Here is a 20,155-nt window from a genome sequence, read left to right on the forward strand (position 1 = left end):
CTTAGCAGCAAGAAGATTCTGGTTATCTACAGTTCTCTGTCGAACCGACATCATGCATTTTGTATCCGATCAATGCTATGCTTACTTTTTGCCGGCTTTATCCAGAGCCCAGGTCAACCAGGTTTTCTGTTTATCAGATAAATCATTCGTTCTTGCTTCAATAAATGAAGAAAGATTATTGATATTTGAAAAACTCACGTTGTAGGAACCTTCAGAAAATGCGCCACGTCCTCGCAGAGAATAACTTCCATTTTTGTCAACACCAATAGCGATGTCATGATTTCGATACCACGTGAAGTCTTCTGAGACAGAGATAGTGCCTTCACGTGCTGTTTTTAGATAATTGTACGTATCATATGCCACAACAATAGCAAAAACTACAGCAAGCAAAACAACAATTTTTGTCATCATGCTGCTGGCTTTTGGGGAAAATATATCTTTGATCCCGATTGGAACACGTTGCCGAATTTCCTTTTCGACCTCTCCCCTGTTCACCCACAGAGGTTCAATGATTTTCCCAGTATAATGCGAAATATCAGCTATGGCATCATTGTCAGAGGGATTAGCCATAGCCAACTCCAGAATGTTATTGCTCTGGAGCCTGAGTGGCAAAACTTTGTATTTCCAACACAGGTATCGTGGAAGCAATTTGACAACTTCTGGCGTATGTCTGTCAGCTATCCGTGCACTCGGTATGTCTAACTGATCTGCAATAACTTTATCTAACGTATCCTTGCTGATAATATTCATACTAACAAGTATATCGCCAAGCTGTTGTTTTCCGGTTCTTTGGATCTGAAGAGCTTTATCCACTAATCCCTGTGAAACGTCATATTTCTCGACGAGCAATTCTCCCAAAAGCGGTTTACTAGTCATTTCACTTCCTCCAGAATGTCACGGGATGCATTTTTAAATAGAATGATACGAAATAATAAACATCTTCTGTTATTACGCATCATGGCTTTATGAGTATTTTGTAAGATAAAGCCAAGTAAGCATTCAGTAAGGTATTCCATCAGATATGCTGTAATTCTCGTTAACCCTTAAGAATACAGAACGTTAAAGATCAAAGCGTATCGAATAACAGCTGAATTCCAGCTACGTTTTTTCTCCGCCTTTCATTTTCCGCACCAATAGAAACTGCACTTAACAGATAGGCTTCATAAGATAGTATAGCGTTAATTGCCCGTTTATCAACCAAGACAGTATATTTGTTGTAAAATGCAATTTTAATACACTGCAAATTGTGAATGAAGAGGTATAACAGCACTATTCGACAAAATAAGAGACGAAGTCATTCCCACTACATTCACATACAATATCAAGCAAGTAAAGAGTTACAAAGCACCTTTATGCTCACAACACCACGACTGTACAAGAGCTATTTGGTCTCTCTTGTTTTGAAGGTCTGTTTGATGGTTGGGGGCTGTTGTTGCACAAGGAAGGGAAAATTGCCCTGCATCATGCACGAGAATCTCAAATGATATGCCAGAGGACTTCGCCGGAACCACAAACAGACTTTCCAGTCTCAATGCATATCATTAATTTGAAATATATAGAGATAATTGCTACATTTCAGGCCGCATACGAATAATCCGGCATCCCGTTACAATATGAATAACTCCCAGGTAATCTCATAGATTATTAAACGACCTGAAGGATATATAATGAGTGAAGTTATACTGATAAGTATTACAGGAAAAGACCGAAAAGGACTTAACGAGAGATTTACAAATATTTTGGCACAACACTCCGTCAACATTCTCGATATTGGTCAATCTGTAATCCATGAACACATCTCTTTAGGAATTCTGGCAGAAATCCCGAATTCAAAAGACTTTTCATCAATTTTCAAAGACATGTTGTTTGAGGGTCACAACATGGGGTTGAAAGTTGACATTGAGTCGATTTCCCCGGATGCATATGAAAAGTGGGTCCACGCACAGGGTAAGGAGCGCAGGATTATCACGCTATTGGGCAGAACTCTTTCCGCTCAACAGATTTCCGCCGTGTCCTCTGTCATTGCTGAAAACCAATTAAACATTGATGGTATAACACGATTAACCGGAAGAATTTCCCTCAAGACACCTCAAAAGAACCCAAGAGCCTGTGTACAGATGGCTGTGAGTGGAAATCCAGTCAATATTCTTGATATGCGAAAGAGATTTATGGAGATTTCCCAGGAAACCGGAATTGACATCTCATTTCATGTCGACAACATCTATCGTAAGAACAGAAAATTAGTTGTATTTGACATGGACTCCACCCTGATCCAGGCAGAGGTGATCGTCGAATTAGCCAAATTAGCCGGTGTTGGTGAGCAGGTAGACCATATTACAGAATCCGCAATGCGAGGGGAGATTGATTTCAAGGAGAGCTTTCGGCAACGAGTTGCACTTTTAAAGGGCATACCGGAAGAACAGCTTCAGGGATTACCCAAGAAACTACCATTAACTGATGGTGCCGATCTGGTTGCCAAAACGCTGAAAGGTCTTGGCTATAAGCTGGGTATTTTGTCTGGTGGGTTCAGTTTTGTGGGAGAGTATTTAAAGGATCAGCTCGGCTTTGATTATGTCTATGCAAATGAGCTCGACATTAAAGATGGTGTAGTAACAGGTGAGGTAGTTGGTGAGATTGTTGATGGCGAGAAAAAAGCGCAATTATTACGGCACCTGGCCCAAAAAGAGAAAATTTCCCTCGAACAAACCATTGCCGTTGGAGATGGGGCGAATGATCTTCCCATGATCGGCATTGCAGGCCTGGGAGTTGCATTTAATGCCAAGCCAATAGTACGGCAAGAAGCCTCCAATGCCATATCAAGTGTCGGTCTTGACGGTTTACTCTATCTGCTTGGAATCCATGACAGGGAAATTACCGAAGATGTGATTTAGATAATAGATTGCTTTAGAGGAAGTTGCGTCTGTTTGGGCGCAACCTCCCAAGCCCCAAGAACAATATTTTTTCGTATTAATGCCTTAGCTGACCAACCCTCTACTCAGCTACCCAACGTGTATGTGTTAAGACCTGATCATCAAGCAGAACCCGGCACGCATACGTTGCGCCCGCAACCACCTCGCCTACTCCTGCCGGGGTACCCGTCATAATAATATCACCATCAACCAATGTCATAAATTCCTGTAGCTCTTTAAGAATTTGATCGGGCTTATACATCATCTTGTCTATTGTACCGCGTTGTCGCAAGTCGCCATTCACATCAAGCTCAATAATGAGGTTGTCACGATTTTTCGGTAGCCGTACAAAAGAGCTGAACAGTGCTGCACCGTCAAAACCTTTAGCTCTCTCCCAGGGAAGTCCCTGTTTTTTGAGTTTGGTCTGCAACGCTCTTTTGGTGAGGTCAAGCCCGCACCCTACACCCGCAAGACCTCCATTCTCAATCATAAAACAGAGTTCCGCCTCATAATGTAACGGTTCATGATGGACAGCCTTCAATACATTGCTGATTGCAGAATTTGGTTTGCTGAACACCACCATACTCTCTGGAATTTCATTACCCAGTTCAGTTATATGTTCTACGTAATTGCGACCCACGCAGATAATTTTTGAGGGTGTTACTACTTTGCCTTCAAAAGATACTGTGTTCATATATCTTTATAACTCCAATCATTTCAATTTATTACTGATAATTTTACTATTCGTTATCAGCACCGAACCCCACTGCCCGCTAAGCATGGTAATCAGAAAGTCCCAAACGCGTATTACAGCGAATCAGCTACCTCTGTCCCTTGAGCGATAGCTCGCTGTGCGTCCAACTCTGCAGCCTCTTTTGCCCCGCCGATTATATGATAGGCTATTCCGGCCTCTTCAAGTTCATTTGCCAGGCTCAATTCCGATTCCTGCCCCGCACAGATAACTATGCTATCGACTGCCACCAGACGATCTTCATTATTCTGGCTTATCCACAATCCGTTCTCATCAATGCTTAAGTACTCAACACCGGTCCAGAATTTCACCCCGTTTTTCTTAAGCTCCAACCGATGAATCCAACCTGTAGTTTTTCCCAGATTAGCACCCGGTTTTGTTTTTTTCCGCTGAAACAGATGTACTTCGCGCGGTGCTGCCGGTATCAGGGGTACTCTAAGGCCTCCTCGCTGGGTATATTCTCTGTCAACGCCCCACTCCGACAGAAATTCAGAAATAGGATCCTGATTGCTTTCCTGATGCAGCAGGAAGGCAGCCATATCAAAACCGATACCTCCGGCTCCGATTACTGCCACTCTATCGCCAACAGTTTCAGCTCCAGTCAGAACATCACTGTATAGAACAACATGATTTAACTCTGCCCCGGGAATAGACACGTTTCGTGGAACTACTCCTGACGCCATAACAATCTCATCATAATCACTGAGATCATCTTTAGTTGCACGATATCCGATACGGAGATCAACACCATGACGCTCAATCTCGTGACGATAATATCTGAGCGTTTCACTAAACTCATCTTTTCCCGGAATATTTCGAGCCAGCAGAAACTGCCCGCCGAGCTGATCGTTTGCCTCAAAAAGAGTAACCTGATGCCCCCGGGCTGCAGCTGTCACCGCACACGCCATACCAGCCGGACCAGCACCAACAACAGCTACTTTTTTTGTAATCTCAGCAGGAGTAAAGGGAATTTCAGTTTCTCGACAGGCACGGGGATTAACCAGACAGGTTGCAGATTTTCTTTTAAAGATATGGTCCAGACATGCCTGGTTACAGCCTATGCAGGTGTTAATTTCAGCGTCCCTGCCTGTAGCAGCTTTTACAACCCAATCGGGATCGGCCAGAAACGGTCGCGCCATACTCACCATATCGGCACATCCTTCCGCCAGTGCCTTTTCGGCGACCTCAGGCATGTTTATACGATTTGTGGTGACGAGTGGAATGTTCACCTCACCCATCATTCTTTTGGTGACCCAGGTAAATCCTGCGCGCGGAACCATTGTTGCGATCGTTGGAACTCGCGCTTCATGCCAGCCGATTCCGGTATTTATTATAGTCGCTCCAACTTTCTCAATTTCTTTAGCAAGCAGAACTACCTCATCCCATGTGGAACCATCCTTTACCAAATCGAGCATTGATAAACGGTAAATGATGATAAAATCCTGACCTGCTTTTTCGCGTATTGAACGAACAATCTCGAGCGGAAAACGTATCCTGTTTTCAAACGAACCACCCCAGTCATCTTCACGCTTGTTAGTCTTTTGCGCAATAAACTCGTTGATAAGATACCCCTCAGAACCCATCACCTCAACACCGTCATATCCGGATTCTCTGGCAAGCAGAGCACACTGAGTGAAATCATCAATAGTAGACCGTATACCTTTTTCAGAAAGCGCCCATGGTCTGAACCTATTAACAGGTGCTTTAAGACGGGATGGGGCAACACATAGCGGATGGTAACCATACCTCCCTGAGTGGAGGATCTGCATGCAGATTTTTCCACCCTCATTATGAACACGGTCAGTTATCAATCTGTGGTTGGGCAGTTGGGTAGAGCTATGAAGGCGAAGCGAAAAAGGAGCGACCCATCCGGCCCGGTTTGGGGCAACACCACCGGTCACGATAAGGCCGACACCGCCTGCCGCCCGTTGACCATAATATTCAGCCATACGGTGAAAGCCGTCTTTTTCTTCTTCGAGACCGGTATGCATCGATCCCATCAATATGCGATTTTTAAGCGAAGTGAAACCAAGATCAAGCGGTTGAAACAGATGGGGATAACGCGAGGTTGCATCATTCATTCGTACACTCTCTCATCTTTTTCTTTATCATTCCACTGACCACCGTAATCTGCTTTTCCTTGTACGGTGATCCTTCATCAGACAGGAATTCTTGTTGCGCTTCAATGTAACTGGTAATATATAAAATGTAAAAGACTTTACCATTACGTACACGACAAGGAGCTACTCATGCAATATGAAGGAAATATCTTCAGGCCACCAAGCGAAGCATACAGCATTCTGCTGCAGGTAACGACAGGCTGCTCTCATAATAAATGCACCTTCTGCGGTATGTATAAAGGAAGTCGCTTCTCCATCAAAGACGATTCCGCCATAATGGCGGATATCGAATTTGCGTCCCTTCACTGCAAACACCAGAACAGGCTCTTTCTCTGCGACGGAGATGCACTTATTATCCCGCACGAACGACTCGTGAAAATACTTACCACAATTCGTAAAAAACTGCCGTGGGTTGAACGGGTTGGTTCTTACGCTAACTCAAAAAGTATCAAAATGAAATCAGTCGAGCAGCTTCGTGAATTACGTGATCTCGGCCTGACCATTGCGTATATGGGGCTGGAGTCTGGTGATGATGTAACTCTCAAGAAGATACAAAAAGGTGCTGACTCAGCGAGAATGATCGAGATGGGTAAAAAAATCAGATCCGCAGGAATTAAACTCTCAATAACTGTACTACTCGGAATTGCGCAAAAAGAGCGTTCTCTTATACACGCACAAGAAACAGGCAGGGTGCTTTCGGCGATTGATCCTGAATTTGTAGGTGCACTCTCTTTGATGCTGACACCTAACACTCCTGCATTCCAGGAGCATAAAAAAGGAAACTGGTATGTGCCCGGCCCGGAGGAAATGCTTGAAGAGCTCGGAGTCATGCTGGCTTCAACTGAATTAACCAACGGCTATTTTCATGCCAACCACGCATCAAACTATCTACCAATTAAGGCTAAAATGCCTCAGGATAAAGCAAAGACTCTCGAACTGATTAGTAAAGCTCTTAAAGGCAAGGTTAATTTGAAACCTGAGTATATGCGGGCGTTATAGTTTATTCACTCCAACCAATCACCAAAAAAGCCCCTTGGTACAAGTACCAAGGGGCTTTTACTATAAAGCTCTCTTCCTCTTTCTCTAGAACTTATAGCTAGCTCCAAGACTGATCAGGAATGCAGATGCATTGCTGAATTCACCACTGACGACATCATTTGTAACCGTTCGTTCTTCCTTATAATCATATAATACAGCTACACCGAATTCCATCTGCTCGCTGTACTTGTAACGAACACCTGCAGAAAACAACCATGCATCAGAGTCTGGAAGTTCAAAGCTCAAGTTTTCATCGGGGACAGGATTCTCATCATAAGCAATACCACCAAGCAAAGTAATGGTTGGATTTAAGCGATATTCAACACCAAGGCGAATACAGGTGGTGTCATCCCAGTCTTTGGCTACAGGAGCGTCAAATGCTGCAAATAAACCACCCGCAAAGTACGGATTGGAAGGATCAGTGAGGTCACCAACCGCATAATCGAAATCAAGCGATTCATATTCAGACCAGAAAGTCCTATCAATGGTTAAATCGAAGGTCCATTGCTCCCATGTGTACGCTGCTGAAAATGCTAAGACAGCAGGTGCTGGAACAGAAACAGTCCCTGTTGTGTCAATAATTGTCGCACCATTTGCATTCAATTCTACATCACCCTCAAAATCAAGATCGATGTTAGAACGATACGTAATAGCAAAATTTAAATTATCATTTGGTTTAACGTCTACTGCGAGGTTATATCCCCATTCTGTTGTATCGCCATCAATGAATCGTCCAGGAGCTACTGGGGCTAAGCCAGTAGCATCACTAGCGACAGTCGCCTCGTTATACAAAAAGCGGACACCACCACCAATCGAGAACATATCATTAATTTTATAAGAAACCGTCGGATTGAATTCAAAAACTTTTAAAGAAAACTTTTCAGCAAAAGCTTTTGGGTATCCCTCTTTCCAGCGTTTTTGTAATCCATAAGATTCTGTCAAAGAGAAACCAAATCTAAAATTGTTGTAATCGGGCGAAACAACAAAGAAGGTCGGCAGGAGAAAATCCTCTTTTTCTCCAGTAGCATCAAACCCGGGACGGGTGTCATCATATTCAATTTCTGATAGGCGAAGATAAGTAGCGGTACCCTCAAAATGCCAGGTATCCTCAAGAAGGGACATACCTGCAGGGTTGTAATATGTAACATCAGCTTTGTCAGCTGAAGCAATGTTCGCACCGGCCTTAGCTGTTGAATCCACAGACTGCTCAGGTATACGATACCCAGATGCCATTGCTGAGCCAGCAACAAACAATGAAGCTACGGCTGCTACAGAAATAATTTTCCTCATTCTCATCTCCCTTAAATCATTTGTTTTCGTATATCCGTATCATATGTATACGGACACTCCCGACTTCTGCTGTCTCTCTCATTCCAGCAGAAAAACAACAAAACCTAACCTTTACGTACGAGTCAATACACTGGATACATAAACGCCTAATTTTGCTCTTACATTTGTGTAATATAAATCTCACAAATGTCAACCATAAACAACGCTGAAATTTGAGTAAACCTATTGGATCGTCAAGGTTTTTTTGCGTTTCCGCCGCCTTTGACGTTAATACCTAACCAAGGGATTGTTACTTTCCTAAAAATTCAAGCTCATTACGAATATCACCTTCAAGCACAACCGACTTGCCGCTTTTATCAATAATTACAAAGGTGATAGATGCATCTGCCGCCACCTCGCGGGTTTCCTTAAAGAGGATTTCCTGCTTTAGCACAGCACTTTTAGTATTAATCTTTTCTATTTCAGTTGTGACAACAACAGTTTCACCAACCTGAACCGCTTTACGGTAATTAACGTTTATATTAACAACAAGAAAGCCCAACCCCCTGGCTGCCCAATCCCGGAGATCGATCTTTGATTCCATCTTCGCCCAACGATCTTCTTCAAAAAATTCAAGATATCGCGCGTTATTAACATGACCATAAAAATCGGCATGATAACCGCGAATTTTTATTTCAGTTTCCTTTTCCATGTACACAATTCTCCCACAGAAATTCCTGTATTTTAAATCTGAAAATTCCCAAACAAAAAACGTTGTTTCAAATAACTACTTCAAATAATAATCAAATTTTAATAATTCCAGAGAAGCATTAACCACAATACGGAAACCAGGTTTCTATCAGTGGCTCTATAATTCCACTTCCAGACGATCGTGAATAAACATTAGTAGATATCCAACAACACTTGCGCGAATTAGATTCGCGCATCTAATTCGCGTAACATATCAACACGAACAAACACCTTCCCTCCGCAAAATTTCACAAATCGGGAATATTAACATTTACAGTAGTTATTTGAAGTTCACCCCTCTTTCCCGAAACATTTCAAAAAAGTCTGCAGTGAACCGGGATTGTTCGATTTGATTGTCCCTGAAAGAAAATCCTTCATACCCGGGCGATACCCGTCCTGCCATATCTTCACAAAAAATTCAGGACTAGTCTTACAAACACAGTCAGCACTGTCGATTGTTTTACCATCTGACACAGAACAGTTGTCAGGCGAAATCATCACGGTCTTTTTGGTATCACCAAGCGAAAAATAGAAACTCACAGGTTCCTGAGTTGCACCAGCAACAAAGGCTTCCGGCAACTCTTGAAAGATATCATTTATCATTGTGCATTATCCTCTTATGGGTACCTTGAATAGTATTTCAAGGTACCCTTCTGGTTTATAACGCCGCGACTTTTTCCTTTAACAAAGGAATGAACAGTTTCAGGTCAGCAACCACCAGTACATCGGCAACCTCACCAATTGGCGCATCTTTATCGGTATTGACCGCTACAACAAACTCAGATTTTTTCATACCTGCCAGATGCTGGATAGCACCGGAAATACCGCAAGCAACATAGAGTTTAGGTGCAACAGTCTGGCCGGTTGTACCGACTTGACGATTATGCTCGACCCATTCACTATCGACAACAGGGCGACTGGCGCCATATTCGCCACCAAGAGCTTTGGCAAGATCGGCAATCATAGCAACGTTCTCAGGCTTACCAATACCGCGACCAGCACTGACAATGATCTCTGCTTTGGAGAGATCGACACCACCACTCTCAGCTTCTTCATAACCGGTAAAGACGATGCGCCCTTCACCATCAACGACTATATTCTCAACAGCAGGTGAGCCGCCTGATTCAACCGTACTGAAAGCACCAGCCTGAAGTGTTACCACGGTCTGCCCAGTGTTACATTTCACTGTACGTCTCAACTTAGAGTTACATACAGGGACAACCATCATATTATCTTTAACCTCTACAACTTCAGATACCTGAGCCGCTTTCATTGCATAAGCAACGCGTGGCGCAAGGTCCCATCCGTATGAGGAGTGCGATACAACAACCATATCCGGTTGCTCTTTCGCCACAATCTCCATAATCAGTTTCTTGTGCAGGTCAGGATTATATTCGCCGCATACTGCTGCATCAGCGAGATAAAGTTTCCCGTCATACTTGGGTAAGGCACCGTCGTTACCAGCGAGAAACATCACCGATTCAGCACCCATCTTCTCCGCAAATCCGAGTAACTCTGTGTAACCCGAGAGTAACTTTCCGTCCCTATATTCAGCAATCAGCAATAATTTCATGATCTCCTCCTATTTCAGTACGGTGGTTTTGTCTTTGAGAATACTGATCAGTTTATCTGCCAGCTCTCCCGCCTCACCTTCCAGCACCAGGCCACCGCCCTTCTTCTCCGGAAAGTACATTTCCGCAGTCTGCTGACGCGCATCCACTTTCAATAAATCTGCTACCGGAATGGTAAGCAGCTCTTTTTTCTTAGCCTTCATGATGTTTGGCAAGGTCGGGTAACGTGGAGTATTCAATCCAAGTTGGCAGGTAACAACCGCAGGGGCCTTAACTGTTACATTGGCCTTAATACCGCCTTCAAGTTCCCGCTTTGCTTTAATGGCACCATCTTCGTAGACGAAATCAACGATGGTGGATACGCTTGGCAACCCGAGCATCTCTGCAACCAGCACGCCAACCTGTCCACTACCTCTGTCCTGTGACTGCATACCCGTAAAAATAACATCAAAACCTTTATCGCCTGCATATTCAGCGATCACACCGGCTATTTGATACGGTTCTTTATTCCACGATTCATCATCACCAATATGAGCACCACGGTCACAACCCATAGCCAGCGCTTTTTTCATCGTTTCTTTGACTTTATCCGAGCCGATACAGAGAACAGTTACATCAGCGTCTTTAACCTGCTCTTTAAGACGAACTGCCTGCTCAACACCATATTCATCATACTCATTCATTCTCCAGGCCAGGTCCTGATCGTTGTACCAGGTACCGCCATCAGCTACTTTAAACTTTGATTCCATATCTGGAACCTGCTTTATACAAACCAGAATCTTCATATTCTTCCTCCAGTAGCAAGTATGGGAGTCTACTTCACATGTGGCCGTCCAGGAAAGTCCTAGAGTCGTTCAGCCAACAGCTCAGCAATATCTTTCGGTTTCAATTGTTCTTCGACTTCTGCACCTTTCACACCATCCTCAAACATTGTCAGACAGAACGGACAGTTAGAGACAAGTACATCTGCTCCGGTCTCGACCGCCATGTTGACACGTTTAATATTAATTCGTTCACCAATTTTCTCTTCCGCCATGATGCGTCCACCACCGGCACTGCAACAAAAACCCTCACTGCGATTTTTTTCCATCTCGGTGATTGTTCCACCTGCTGCTTTTATCAATGCTCGTGGAGCATCGTAAATATCATTATGCCTGCCAAGATAACAAGAGTCATGATAGGTGCATGACAGTCCTTCACTCTTGATCTTCAATTTGCCGGACGTAATAAGTTGCTCAAGAAATACTGTATACGTCTCAATTTCTGCATTGAGTTCGAAATCACGGTAATCTTTTTCAAGCGTGTTGTAGCAATGCGGGCAGGTTGTAACGATCTTTTTGACCCCGTATCCGTTGATCAGCTCGACGTTTTCCATGGCGAGACTCTGATACAGATATTCGTTACCCATTTTACGCATCGGCTCTCCGCAGCATTTTTCTTCTTTACCGAGAATACCAACCTTCACACCAGCAGCCTGACAAAGCTTCACAAAGCTTTTGGCTATAGCTATATTGCGTTTATCAAAAGAACCGTAACAACCAACAAAGTAGAGAATGTCCACGTCTGGATCTTCAGCGAGTGTTTTAACTCCCATCTCCTCAGCCCAGTCACCACGTGTGGCATAGCCGATTCCGAGTGGGTTACCGTTCACCTCAGTGGCTTCCATGGCTGCCATGACCTCTTCACCCGGGAACTCACCTTCCATAAGCACCATGGATCGGCGCAATTCTACAATTTTGCTTACATGTTCAATTGAGGCCGGACATATCTCCTGACAAGCCCTACAGGTTGTACATGACCAGAGAACATCTTTAGAGATGGTATCTATCAAATTTGCATCAGGTGTATTAAACGCCACCTCACCAATCTGATTGACAACCTTCATCGGTGAGAGCGGTTTATCTGTAGCCCATGCAGGGCAACGATCCTGGCAACGCTTACAGAGCGTACATGCATCGGCGTCAAAAATATCTTTCCAGGTCAATTCTGCAACGGATGTGGCACCGAATGTCTCAGCATCCTCATCTTCAAGGTCAAGTGAAGTGAGCTTGCCCTTTGGTCCACGATCGGCAAAGAAGTAGTTTGCACTGGTGGTGAGGATGTGGCGGAACTTTGTAAACGGGATAAGCGCTATAAATCCCATCACCAACAAGAGATGGAACCACCAGGTCAGCTTATGCATCAACCTCAGACTGTCTTCTCCCATCCAGGATATAGACTGTGCCAGCAAATGCCCGACCGGAGACCAGGCTGCCACAGGGGTGCCGAGTTCGGTAACTGCCATACGGCTTCCCTCGATGACAAAACCGGTAAGCAAAATGATGGTCATCAAACCATGCATTATTGCGTCATCAGTTTTAGTCTCAAGCCCTTCGGGCCTGAAGAAATAGCGCCGCACAAACAGGGCGCTGAGCATGACAATCGAGACAACTCCTGCAATATCAAGAGTTATCGAAAATACTTTATAAAAATTACCTACCAGAAACTTATAACCAAAAAGCAGGTCGGTAAAATCAGCCTGAAGAACAATCAGGGTCGTACCTATGAGCAACGCAAAAAATCCCCAGAAAAAGAGGCCATGAAACATTCCCGGAACTTTTACATTCGTTACCTTTTTCTGCAGTAAAGCATTGACCAGCATATCACGAACACGTTCAGCCGGTTGATCGATCCGATTAAGAGGCAATCCCTGTCTGTACACTTCACGACGTTGCAAAAACATTTTTACAACAACTCCGATTGCAACGATCACAAGAAGATACATAGGGACTAAGGTCCCGGCTCCGTGGCCTACATTCCAGTATATCTCGCGTGTAAATTCCATTATATTCTCCATTCAGCTCCGTTAACTCTTCCGCCCACTCTCTTTGCCACACGGACGCCTCGCAAACGCCCGCCAGTACTCCTGAAGACAAAAGCACTTTCCATTTCTTCAGGTTAACAGCTTAAAAAATACTATCGAGTAAGTGCGGAGCCTATAACAAGCCTCTGAACCTCACTCGTTCCTTCATAAATTTCAGTGATTTTCGCATCCCGCATCATACGTTCCACTGGAAATTCTCTCGTGTATCCATACCCGCCGAATATCTGCACAGCCTGTGTTGTTACCTTCATGGCGGTTTCGCTTGCCATCAGTTTTGCCATGGCTGACTGCTGTGAATAACTCTGACCGCTGCTTGCCCGATAGGCCGCGTTATACACCATCAATCGTGCAGCCTCTATCTGGGTTGCCATGTCAGCAAGTTGAAACTGTACGCCCTGAAAACGGGCAATCGGGCTGTCAAACTGCTTACGCTCTTTGGCATAATCGACTGCAGCATCAAGAGCTCCCTGGGCAATTCCCAGAGCTTGAGAGGCAATACCTATACGTCCGCCATCAAGTGTCTTCATTGCCACCCTGAATCCATCGCCCTCGTCACCGAGAAGGTTCTCAAACGGTATCCGGCAATTTTCAAATACAAGTTCAAGAGTTGGAGAGGAGCGGATGCCCATCTTCTCTTCTTTTTTGCCAAAGGTAAATCCCGGTGTTCCTTTCTCAACAATAAAGGCACTGATACCGTGATGTTTTTTCGCCTCTTTATCTGTTCTGGCAAAAACGATGTATGTATCGGCTTCTCCGCCGTTGGTAATGAATATTTTGGTGCCGTTCAGAATCCACGAGTCATTATCACGCACTGCTGTGGTTTTAGTGCCACCGGCATCAGATCCTGCAGCTGGCTCAGTAAGGCCGAAAGCCCCCATTTTATCGCCCGCAGCCAGGGGAACAAGATATTTCTTTTTCTGATCTTCTGTGCCAAACAGAAAAATAGGATTTGCTCCAAGAGAAAGATGGGCAGAGAGGGTGACTCCGGTTGATGCACACACCCTTGAGAGCTCTTCAACAGCAATGGCATAGCTTATATAGTCTGCACCCGCCCCGCCATATTCTTCTGGGAAAACAATTCCGGTCAACCCCAATTCAGCCAGCCTGCCAAACATCAGCTCGCGGTCAAATCGTTCCAGCTCATCGCGCTCTCTGGCAGACGGTGCGACTTCTTTTTCGGCAAACTCCCGAACCATGCTGCGTATTAGCGCCTGTTCTTCAGTTAAATCGAAGATCATATCTTTCTCCTGAGAGTAATAAGAGCTTCCAAGCCTATTCTGTCCATCTTATTGACCTATATAAACAAGGCTTACGTAAAGGTCAAGTGTTTTTCTTTGTACCTCTTTTTGCATAAGATCGCTTAATGTATATAAAACAATTCGATTATCCATTTTTGTTTGACATCAACAGAAAGCTTATGCTACTTTGAACTCGTGAATTACGTAAAGGTCAATCATCACTTTTGATCTTACCAGAGAATCCTGCCAGTTCTACTCAGAAATCCGGTTTGAACTGACTGTGATGCCCTCACTTACGCGGGAAAGTCCTCATCAGGTTACACCAATACGGCAGAGTAGAATTGTCCCTGCCCATAAAGGAAAACAGCATGACCAGTAAAAACGAAGCATCGACCCAAATAGGAGAACTCGCCAAACAGCTAAATATCACTACCCGGACAATTCGCTACTATGAAGAGATCGGGTTAATGGGAGCGACAGAACGACTGGGAGGCGGTACCAGAACATATAATGTAAACGATGTATTACGCTTGAAATTCATTCTCAAGCTCAAACAGCTTGGAATTTCTTTAAAAGAAATCCAGGAACTCTCTGATATATTCGATATTAACGCCCAAAACTTCAAGACCATAACCCCCAAACTGATTGAGATTCTCGACCAGCATATCTCAAAAGTAGACGCTAAAATGGCCAGCCTATCGTCTCTTAGGCAGGATATTGTTGAATATCGTGTACGAATCACTGATATGCTCGCGAGCAGACAGCAGTAGCCCGAACATCGTACATTACAAGCACAACTTACAAACCCGGTAGTCCCCACCACTACCAGTGTTTATCAGTCATAAATATTACTACCTGCTTATGTTGTATTAATGATCTTTTGACAGCTGTAACCTTTACGTTCCTTTGTCGTTCCGTCGCTTTTTGCCTTACCTTTTCTCTTATCATTTTAGTCTTAACAATTACTACACGCCTTAGCTTCCAACGTCTCTCATTTGACAAACCCTATCTGGAAGCTGATAATTAAGTACTACTTATAGATTTATCATCATCCCTCTACGTTAATCGAAAGATTGGAGCTATTTTGTGCTGGAACTTCGTAAATTTGTAGCACCTGAATATATATTCGGTGCAGGCGCTATCGATCTGGTGGGTCAATATGCTCATAATTTTGGTGCAAGAAAAGTTTTCATAGTCACAGATCCGGGTGTTATTAAGGCTGGCTGGCTTGAGAAAGTCCAGACACGTATAGAAGCCGAAAATATTCGGTGCTGCATTTTCTCAGACATATCACCTAATCCACGGGCAGAAGAAGTAATGGCCGGTGCAGAAAGGTATGCTGCCGAGAATTGTGACGTTATCGTTTCCGTTGGAGGAGGAAGTCCAATGGACTGCGCTAAAGGTATAGGCATTGTCGTAAATAACCGAAAGCATATCCTCACATTTGAAGGGATTGATATGGTGCCTATCCCCGGGCCTCCGCTTATTTGCATCCCTACCACTGCAGGAACATCAGCCGATGTCTCACAGTTCGCAATCATCAACGACACACAGAATCGAGTAAAGAAAGCAATCATAAGTAAAACCACAGTTCCGGATATTGCTCTCATTGATCCTGCCACAAGCCTCACTATGGATCCCTATCTTACATCCTGCACAGCCATAGACGCTCTCGTACATGCTATTGAGGCCTACACTTCAACTGCCAACGCTCCGATGTTTGATCTACACGCACTTGAAGCAATACGGTTGATTTCATCAAATCTTGAAAAAGTACTTCAATCACCTGACGACCTTGAACTACGTAGCAGAATTATGCATGGCAGTCTCCAGGCAGGCCTCGCATTCTCAAACGCCAGCCTGGGTGCTGTTCACGCAATGGCTCACAGTCTTGGCGGATATCTTGATCTGCCACATGGAGAATGCAATGCAATTCTGCTCAATCACGTCATGGAGTTCAATTATCAGCAGACGTATGAACGATATGCTGACATAGGCAGAGCCCTGGGACTGGACCCGGGCAAAAGAAACAAAAAAGAGGTAAAAAATTCAATACTTAATGAAATAATACGGCTCAAAAATACTGCCGGAATAACCAGAACGTTAAAAGAACGAGGTACCTCAATATCAGACATTCCTCAACTTGCAGGAAAAGCAATACATGACCCCTGCATGGTTACCAATCCCAGAATGCCGGTGCAACGCGATATAGAGGTTATTTATGAAGAAGCCCTCTGATGATCTGCAGCGAGAACAACTGCGTCAGCGCATCATAGGGTTAGGTGAAAGATCTCTGAAAAAGAGTTACTACCCTGAATTGCAGAAACAGATCAGAGAGCTGGAGAAAACAAACGAAGAATTAAAAAAGCAGATAGCAAAACGAAAAAAATCTGAGGCTATCAGAACCAAGCTTGAATCTCAACTTCGACAAGCACAAAAAATGGAAGCGATCGGCTCCCTGGCCGGTGGCATCGCGCATGATTTCAATAATATTCTCTCGGCCATAATCGGGTACACCGAACTAGCTGGAATCCATCTGCAACAATATGACAAATCTAAGAAGCCTACCGTAACACATGATCTTGAAGGTATTCTGCGAAGTGCAGACAGAGCTAAACAACTGGTTCAACAGATACTCTCATTCAGCAGCAAAAAGACCGGAGAACTGGCTCCGGTCGATATCAAGAGTCTCATTGTTGAAACATCTAAAATGCTACGCGCCCTCATCCCGACAACGATTTCAATCGAACACGACTTTCAAATTGCTAACAGCACAATCCTGGCTGATGAAATCCAGCTCAGCCAGGTTATCATGAACCTTGGTACAAATGCATATCAGGCCATGCGCAACACAGGTGGCACATTGCTGTTTGAATTAATGGAAACTGCAATTCAACACGATGACATTTTCTATTCCCATCTGGGATTGCGTCCCGGCCCCTATATCATTTTACGCGTAACAGATACCGGCTGCGGTATGAATAAAAAGACCGTTGATAAAATTTTCGACCCGTATTTCAGCACAAAGAGAAAAGAGGGAGGCACAGGGCTGGGCCTGTCTGTAGTGCATGGAATTATCACTCAGCATAAAGGTCACATTTCAGTGTATAGCGAGCCAGGTAAAGGCAGCACTTTCTGGATCTATTTGCCAACCATGCAGAACACAGAGATATCAGACAATCCAACAGAAGAATCAGCAAAACTGCAGATAGGCAGCGAACGAATTCTTGTAGTAGATGACGAAGTCCAGATTCTTGAAATCCTGAAAGGATTACTGGGTAACCTGCACTACGTTGTCACCACGTCATCATCCCCGGATGAAGCGCTTTCGATATTCTGCAACGCACCGGAGAGTTTTGACCTGCTTATCACTGATATGAATATGCCAAACATGAATGGTGCCGAATTAATCAAAAGTGTGCGCCAGATCTGCCCGGAAATTCCGGTCATTCTCTGCACCGGCTTCAGTGAATTTATGAATACGGAAAACACCGAAGCATTAGGTTTATCCAGATACCTCATGAAGCCAGTTACACTCAAACAATTAAACACGGCGATCCGGGGCCTTCTTGACACCTAAGGCATTTAAAAACGGAAAACCAACAATCTCTTATACCAGTGTATAGTGTCGTAGTAGCCAGTTCCGCCGTCCTTTGCTTCTTCTCTGCAGAACCTAAAACATATCTCAATCCACTAATGAATTGCAGAAATGTCGTTCTATATGTCTTTATCTACTTTGAGGATTTTATCCCCAGGACGTAAAGCCGCTCCTTCCTTTGCGGAAATAGCAGTTACAATACCGTCGATCTCTGTCACCACCGGAGTCTGCATCTTCATAGCTTCCATTACGGCTACCCTGTCTCCCGCCTTTACCTCCTGACCTTCATCTACTGATATTTTTACAAGATTGCCTGAAAAAGAAGCACGGATATCACCTGCCATCGCCAAATCCATTATTTCTTCTTTATCCAGTATCGCGGCAACAGCCTCACCACCAATTATATTTTCAGGGGCAAACCTATACATCCGGGGATAATGATCAACAGTCAGATAGACTACCGTCTCTCCGGTATCCACAACCGGTGAAGGTCCTATCTCTACAATATGCTCCTTGCCCAGCATGTCTGTAAAATTAAGTGTGTCCCCTATCTCAAAGCCTCCTTGACGATAAAAAATTGATGGAGGAAGCACATGGGCCATACCATAATCTTCTTCAAACTTAATAAAATCTACGGCATCTTTAGGGTGTTGCAGATACAGCACCAGTTGCTGACTGTCCGGCTCTCTACCAATTTTTTCATGTAGATCCGCTTTCTCCTGGGCTAGATCAATATCAGGAATATCTTCAATACCACCTTCATCCTCCAGCACCTGCCGCCAATCCTCTCCCAGAACTTTTTCATAAATCCATTCTTCTGGGCGATAAAAGGGGAATGGCCCATATTTACCAAGCATCAGGTTCCTCAGATCACCAGAAGGAGTACCATATCTCTCCCCCCCAAGGACATTAGAAACAGCGGTTGTCCAGAGTATCTGTGATCCGGGTGTAACAGACCAGAAATTTCCAAGCTCCTGTTGTACCCGTGGCAATTCTTTATGGAGAATCTCTGACACTCTATCCAGAAAGCCACCCTTTGCCGCCTGCTCAAGACTTGATCCCATGGCGCCACCCGGCAACTTATGAATCTGCACTGTAGGTTGAAAACCCTTTATCTGCGATTCAAATTGGCTGTAATACTGTCGCTCGTCCCGTAGCACGTCTGAGGTTTCAATTATAGCTTCTTCGTCAATGCCAATTGCCTCAATACCATGCTCTTTCAAAACCTGAACGACTGTCAATACTGGCGGCGGACCATAAAAACCTGTAAAAGCGGAGTCAGCTGCATCAACAATAGTTGCCCCGTTGAGTACCGCTTCTGTAATACGTCCCACATCATTACCATCAGTATTATGCCCATGATAATGGATAACCAGATCAGGAAACCGCTGCTTGATAGCATTTACCAGTCGACCTATCCGGCGCGGCGTACCAAGACCACCATGATTTTTGATGCAGAGAACTATATCCTTCCCGGTAACATCTATAATTTCCTGCACCTTTCCAAGGTAGAATGTGTCGCTATGCTCCGGCCCTGTAGAGAAACAAATGCACGGTTCATTGATCTTCCCGGCCAGTGCCACCTCTTCTAAAACCGCCTGCATATTGGGTACATGATTAAGAAAATCGAACGTTCGCCAGACATCAACATATGGTGCAAATTCGCGTACAGTAAAACGGATCACGTTTTGCGGGTACGGCCGATAACCGAAAAGGTTTACTCCTCTGCACAAGGTCTGGAACATCGTATGCGGCATTTTTTCTCGCAGGAGTTTCAACTTCAAAAAAGGATCAACCTGCTTTCGCATCATATCCACGTGCACCGAAGCTCCTCCGGTAATCTCAAGTGAATAGTACCCGACCTTATCCCGTTTCTCAGCCGCCAGTAAATCTGTATGCAGCAGAATCCTGTTTTTGAAGTCAGATTGAGACAAATCACGAGCGGTGTTTGTTATATAATAGCCATCCGCCTGACGAAGTTGTGCAATTACATCAGCTGCTGCTGTTCCCTGGTAAATACGTTCCATAATGTATCCTTAATCGTATGT

At 44.3% G+C, this 20,155-nt stretch carries 16 protein-coding genes; 5 read left to right on the top strand and 11 right to left on the bottom strand.

Going from position 1 to position 20,155, the window contains the following annotated elements; genetic code table 11:
* Positions 1 to 81: 81 nt before the first annotated feature.
* Complete coding sequence (locus FCL46_RS18250) at positions 82 to 876, bottom strand: GspE/PulE/PilB domain-containing protein (protein ID WP_136810362.1); 795 nt, start codon at positions 874 to 876, stop codon at positions 82 to 84.
* 791 nt (positions 877 to 1,667) lie between these two features.
* On the opposite strand from FCL46_RS18250, the gene serB reads away from it, so the two are divergent.
* Positions 1,668 to 2,891, top strand: coding sequence for a phosphoserine phosphatase SerB (gene serB, locus FCL46_RS18255; RefSeq protein ID WP_136810361.1), 1,224 nt, complete (start codon positions 1,668 to 1,670; stop codon positions 2,889 to 2,891).
* A 100-nt stretch (positions 2,892 to 2,991) separates the two neighbouring features.
* Here the strand turns inward: serB and FCL46_RS18260 are convergent, their stop codons facing one another.
* Both FCL46_RS18260 and FCL46_RS18265 read right to left on the bottom strand, forming a co-directional pair.
* Positions 2,992 to 3,603 carry a fumarylacetoacetate hydrolase family protein gene (locus FCL46_RS18260; protein WP_136810360.1) on the bottom strand — a complete coding sequence of 204 codons (612 nt, stop codon included), beginning with the start codon at positions 3,601 to 3,603 and terminating at the stop codon, positions 2,992 to 2,994.
* Positions 3,604 to 3,716: 113 nt separating this feature from the next.
* Entirely contained in the window at positions 3,717 to 5,741 is a 2,025-nt protein-coding gene (locus FCL46_RS18265) for an NADPH-dependent 2,4-dienoyl-CoA reductase (RefSeq protein WP_136810359.1), read from the bottom strand.
* Positions 5,742 to 5,909: 168 nt separating this feature from the next.
* Here FCL46_RS18265 and FCL46_RS18270 point away from each other — a divergent pair, with 168 nt between their 5' ends.
* A complete protein-coding gene (locus FCL46_RS18270) occupies positions 5,910 to 6,779 on the top strand; it encodes a radical SAM protein (protein WP_136810358.1) in 870 nt (289 codons plus the stop codon).
* An 84-nt stretch (positions 6,780 to 6,863) separates the two neighbouring features.
* On the opposite strand, the gene FCL46_RS18275 is transcribed toward FCL46_RS18270, so the two are convergent.
* From FCL46_RS18275 to FCL46_RS18305, 7 genes are all read right to left on the bottom strand, one after another.
* Positions 6,864 to 8,108 carry an OmpP1/FadL family transporter gene (locus tag FCL46_RS18275; RefSeq protein WP_136810357.1) on the bottom strand — a complete coding sequence of 415 codons (1,245 nt, stop codon included), beginning with the start codon at positions 8,106 to 8,108 and terminating at the stop codon, positions 6,864 to 6,866.
* A 289-nt stretch (positions 8,109 to 8,397) separates the two neighbouring features.
* Positions 8,398 to 8,799 carry an acyl-CoA thioesterase gene (locus tag FCL46_RS18280; RefSeq protein WP_136810356.1) on the bottom strand — a complete coding sequence of 134 codons (402 nt, stop codon included), beginning with the start codon at positions 8,797 to 8,799 and terminating at the stop codon, positions 8,398 to 8,400.
* 329 nt (positions 8,800 to 9,128) lie between these two features.
* On the bottom strand, positions 9,129 to 9,440 hold the full coding sequence (locus tag FCL46_RS18285; RefSeq protein ID WP_136810355.1) for a hypothetical protein: 312 nt from the start codon (positions 9,438 to 9,440) through the stop codon (positions 9,129 to 9,131).
* A 55-nt stretch (positions 9,441 to 9,495) separates the two neighbouring features.
* Positions 9,496 to 10,410, bottom strand: coding sequence for an electron transfer flavoprotein subunit alpha/FixB family protein (locus FCL46_RS18290; RefSeq protein WP_136810354.1), 915 nt, complete (start codon positions 10,408 to 10,410; stop codon positions 9,496 to 9,498).
* Positions 10,411 to 10,419: 9 nt separating this feature from the next.
* Positions 10,420 to 11,193: an electron transfer flavoprotein subunit beta/FixA family protein gene (locus tag FCL46_RS18295; protein WP_136810353.1), complete on the bottom strand. Its 774-nt coding sequence runs from the start codon at positions 11,191 to 11,193 to the stop codon at positions 10,420 to 10,422.
* A 59-nt stretch (positions 11,194 to 11,252) separates the two neighbouring features.
* Positions 11,253 to 13,232, bottom strand: a complete 1,980-nt coding sequence (locus tag FCL46_RS18300; RefSeq protein ID WP_136810352.1) for a heterodisulfide reductase-related iron-sulfur binding cluster — start codon at positions 13,230 to 13,232, stop codon at positions 11,253 to 11,255.
* Positions 13,233 to 13,363: 131 nt separating this feature from the next.
* Positions 13,364 to 14,509 (bottom strand): acyl-CoA dehydrogenase, encoded by a 1,146-nt coding sequence (locus tag FCL46_RS18305; RefSeq protein WP_136810351.1) that lies wholly within the window; start codon positions 14,507 to 14,509, stop codon positions 13,364 to 13,366.
* Between the two features lie 368 nt (positions 14,510 to 14,877).
* Here FCL46_RS18305 and FCL46_RS18310 point away from each other — a divergent pair, with 368 nt between their 5' ends.
* From FCL46_RS18310 to FCL46_RS18320, 3 genes are all read left to right on the top strand, one after another.
* Positions 14,878 to 15,279 (top strand): helix-turn-helix domain-containing protein, encoded by a 402-nt coding sequence (locus FCL46_RS18310; protein WP_136810350.1) that lies wholly within the window; start codon positions 14,878 to 14,880, stop codon positions 15,277 to 15,279.
* Between the two features lie 316 nt (positions 15,280 to 15,595).
* Positions 15,596 to 16,747 (top strand): alcohol dehydrogenase-like regulatory protein ErcA, encoded by a 1,152-nt coding sequence (ercA, locus tag FCL46_RS18315; RefSeq protein WP_136810349.1) that lies wholly within the window; start codon positions 15,596 to 15,598, stop codon positions 16,745 to 16,747.
* On the top strand, positions 16,731 to 18,089 hold the full coding sequence (locus tag FCL46_RS18320; protein ID WP_136810348.1) for a hybrid sensor histidine kinase/response regulator: 1,359 nt from the start codon (positions 16,731 to 16,733) through the stop codon (positions 18,087 to 18,089). The genes ercA and FCL46_RS18320 overlap by 17 nt, the downstream gene beginning before the upstream one ends.
* Positions 18,090 to 18,226: 137 nt before the next feature.
* Here the strand turns inward: FCL46_RS18320 and FCL46_RS18325 are convergent, their stop codons facing one another.
* A complete protein-coding gene (locus tag FCL46_RS18325; RefSeq protein ID WP_136810347.1) occupies positions 18,227 to 20,134 on the bottom strand; it encodes a biotin/lipoyl-containing protein in 1,908 nt (635 codons plus the stop codon).
* Between the last annotated feature and the right edge of the window lie 21 nt (positions 20,135 to 20,155).

Origin of the sequence: Desulfosediminicola flagellatus (genome assembly GCF_005116655.2) — a bacterium.
Lineage (GTDB): Bacteria > Desulfobacterota > Desulfobulbia > Desulfobulbales > Desulfocapsaceae > Desulfopila > Desulfopila flagellata.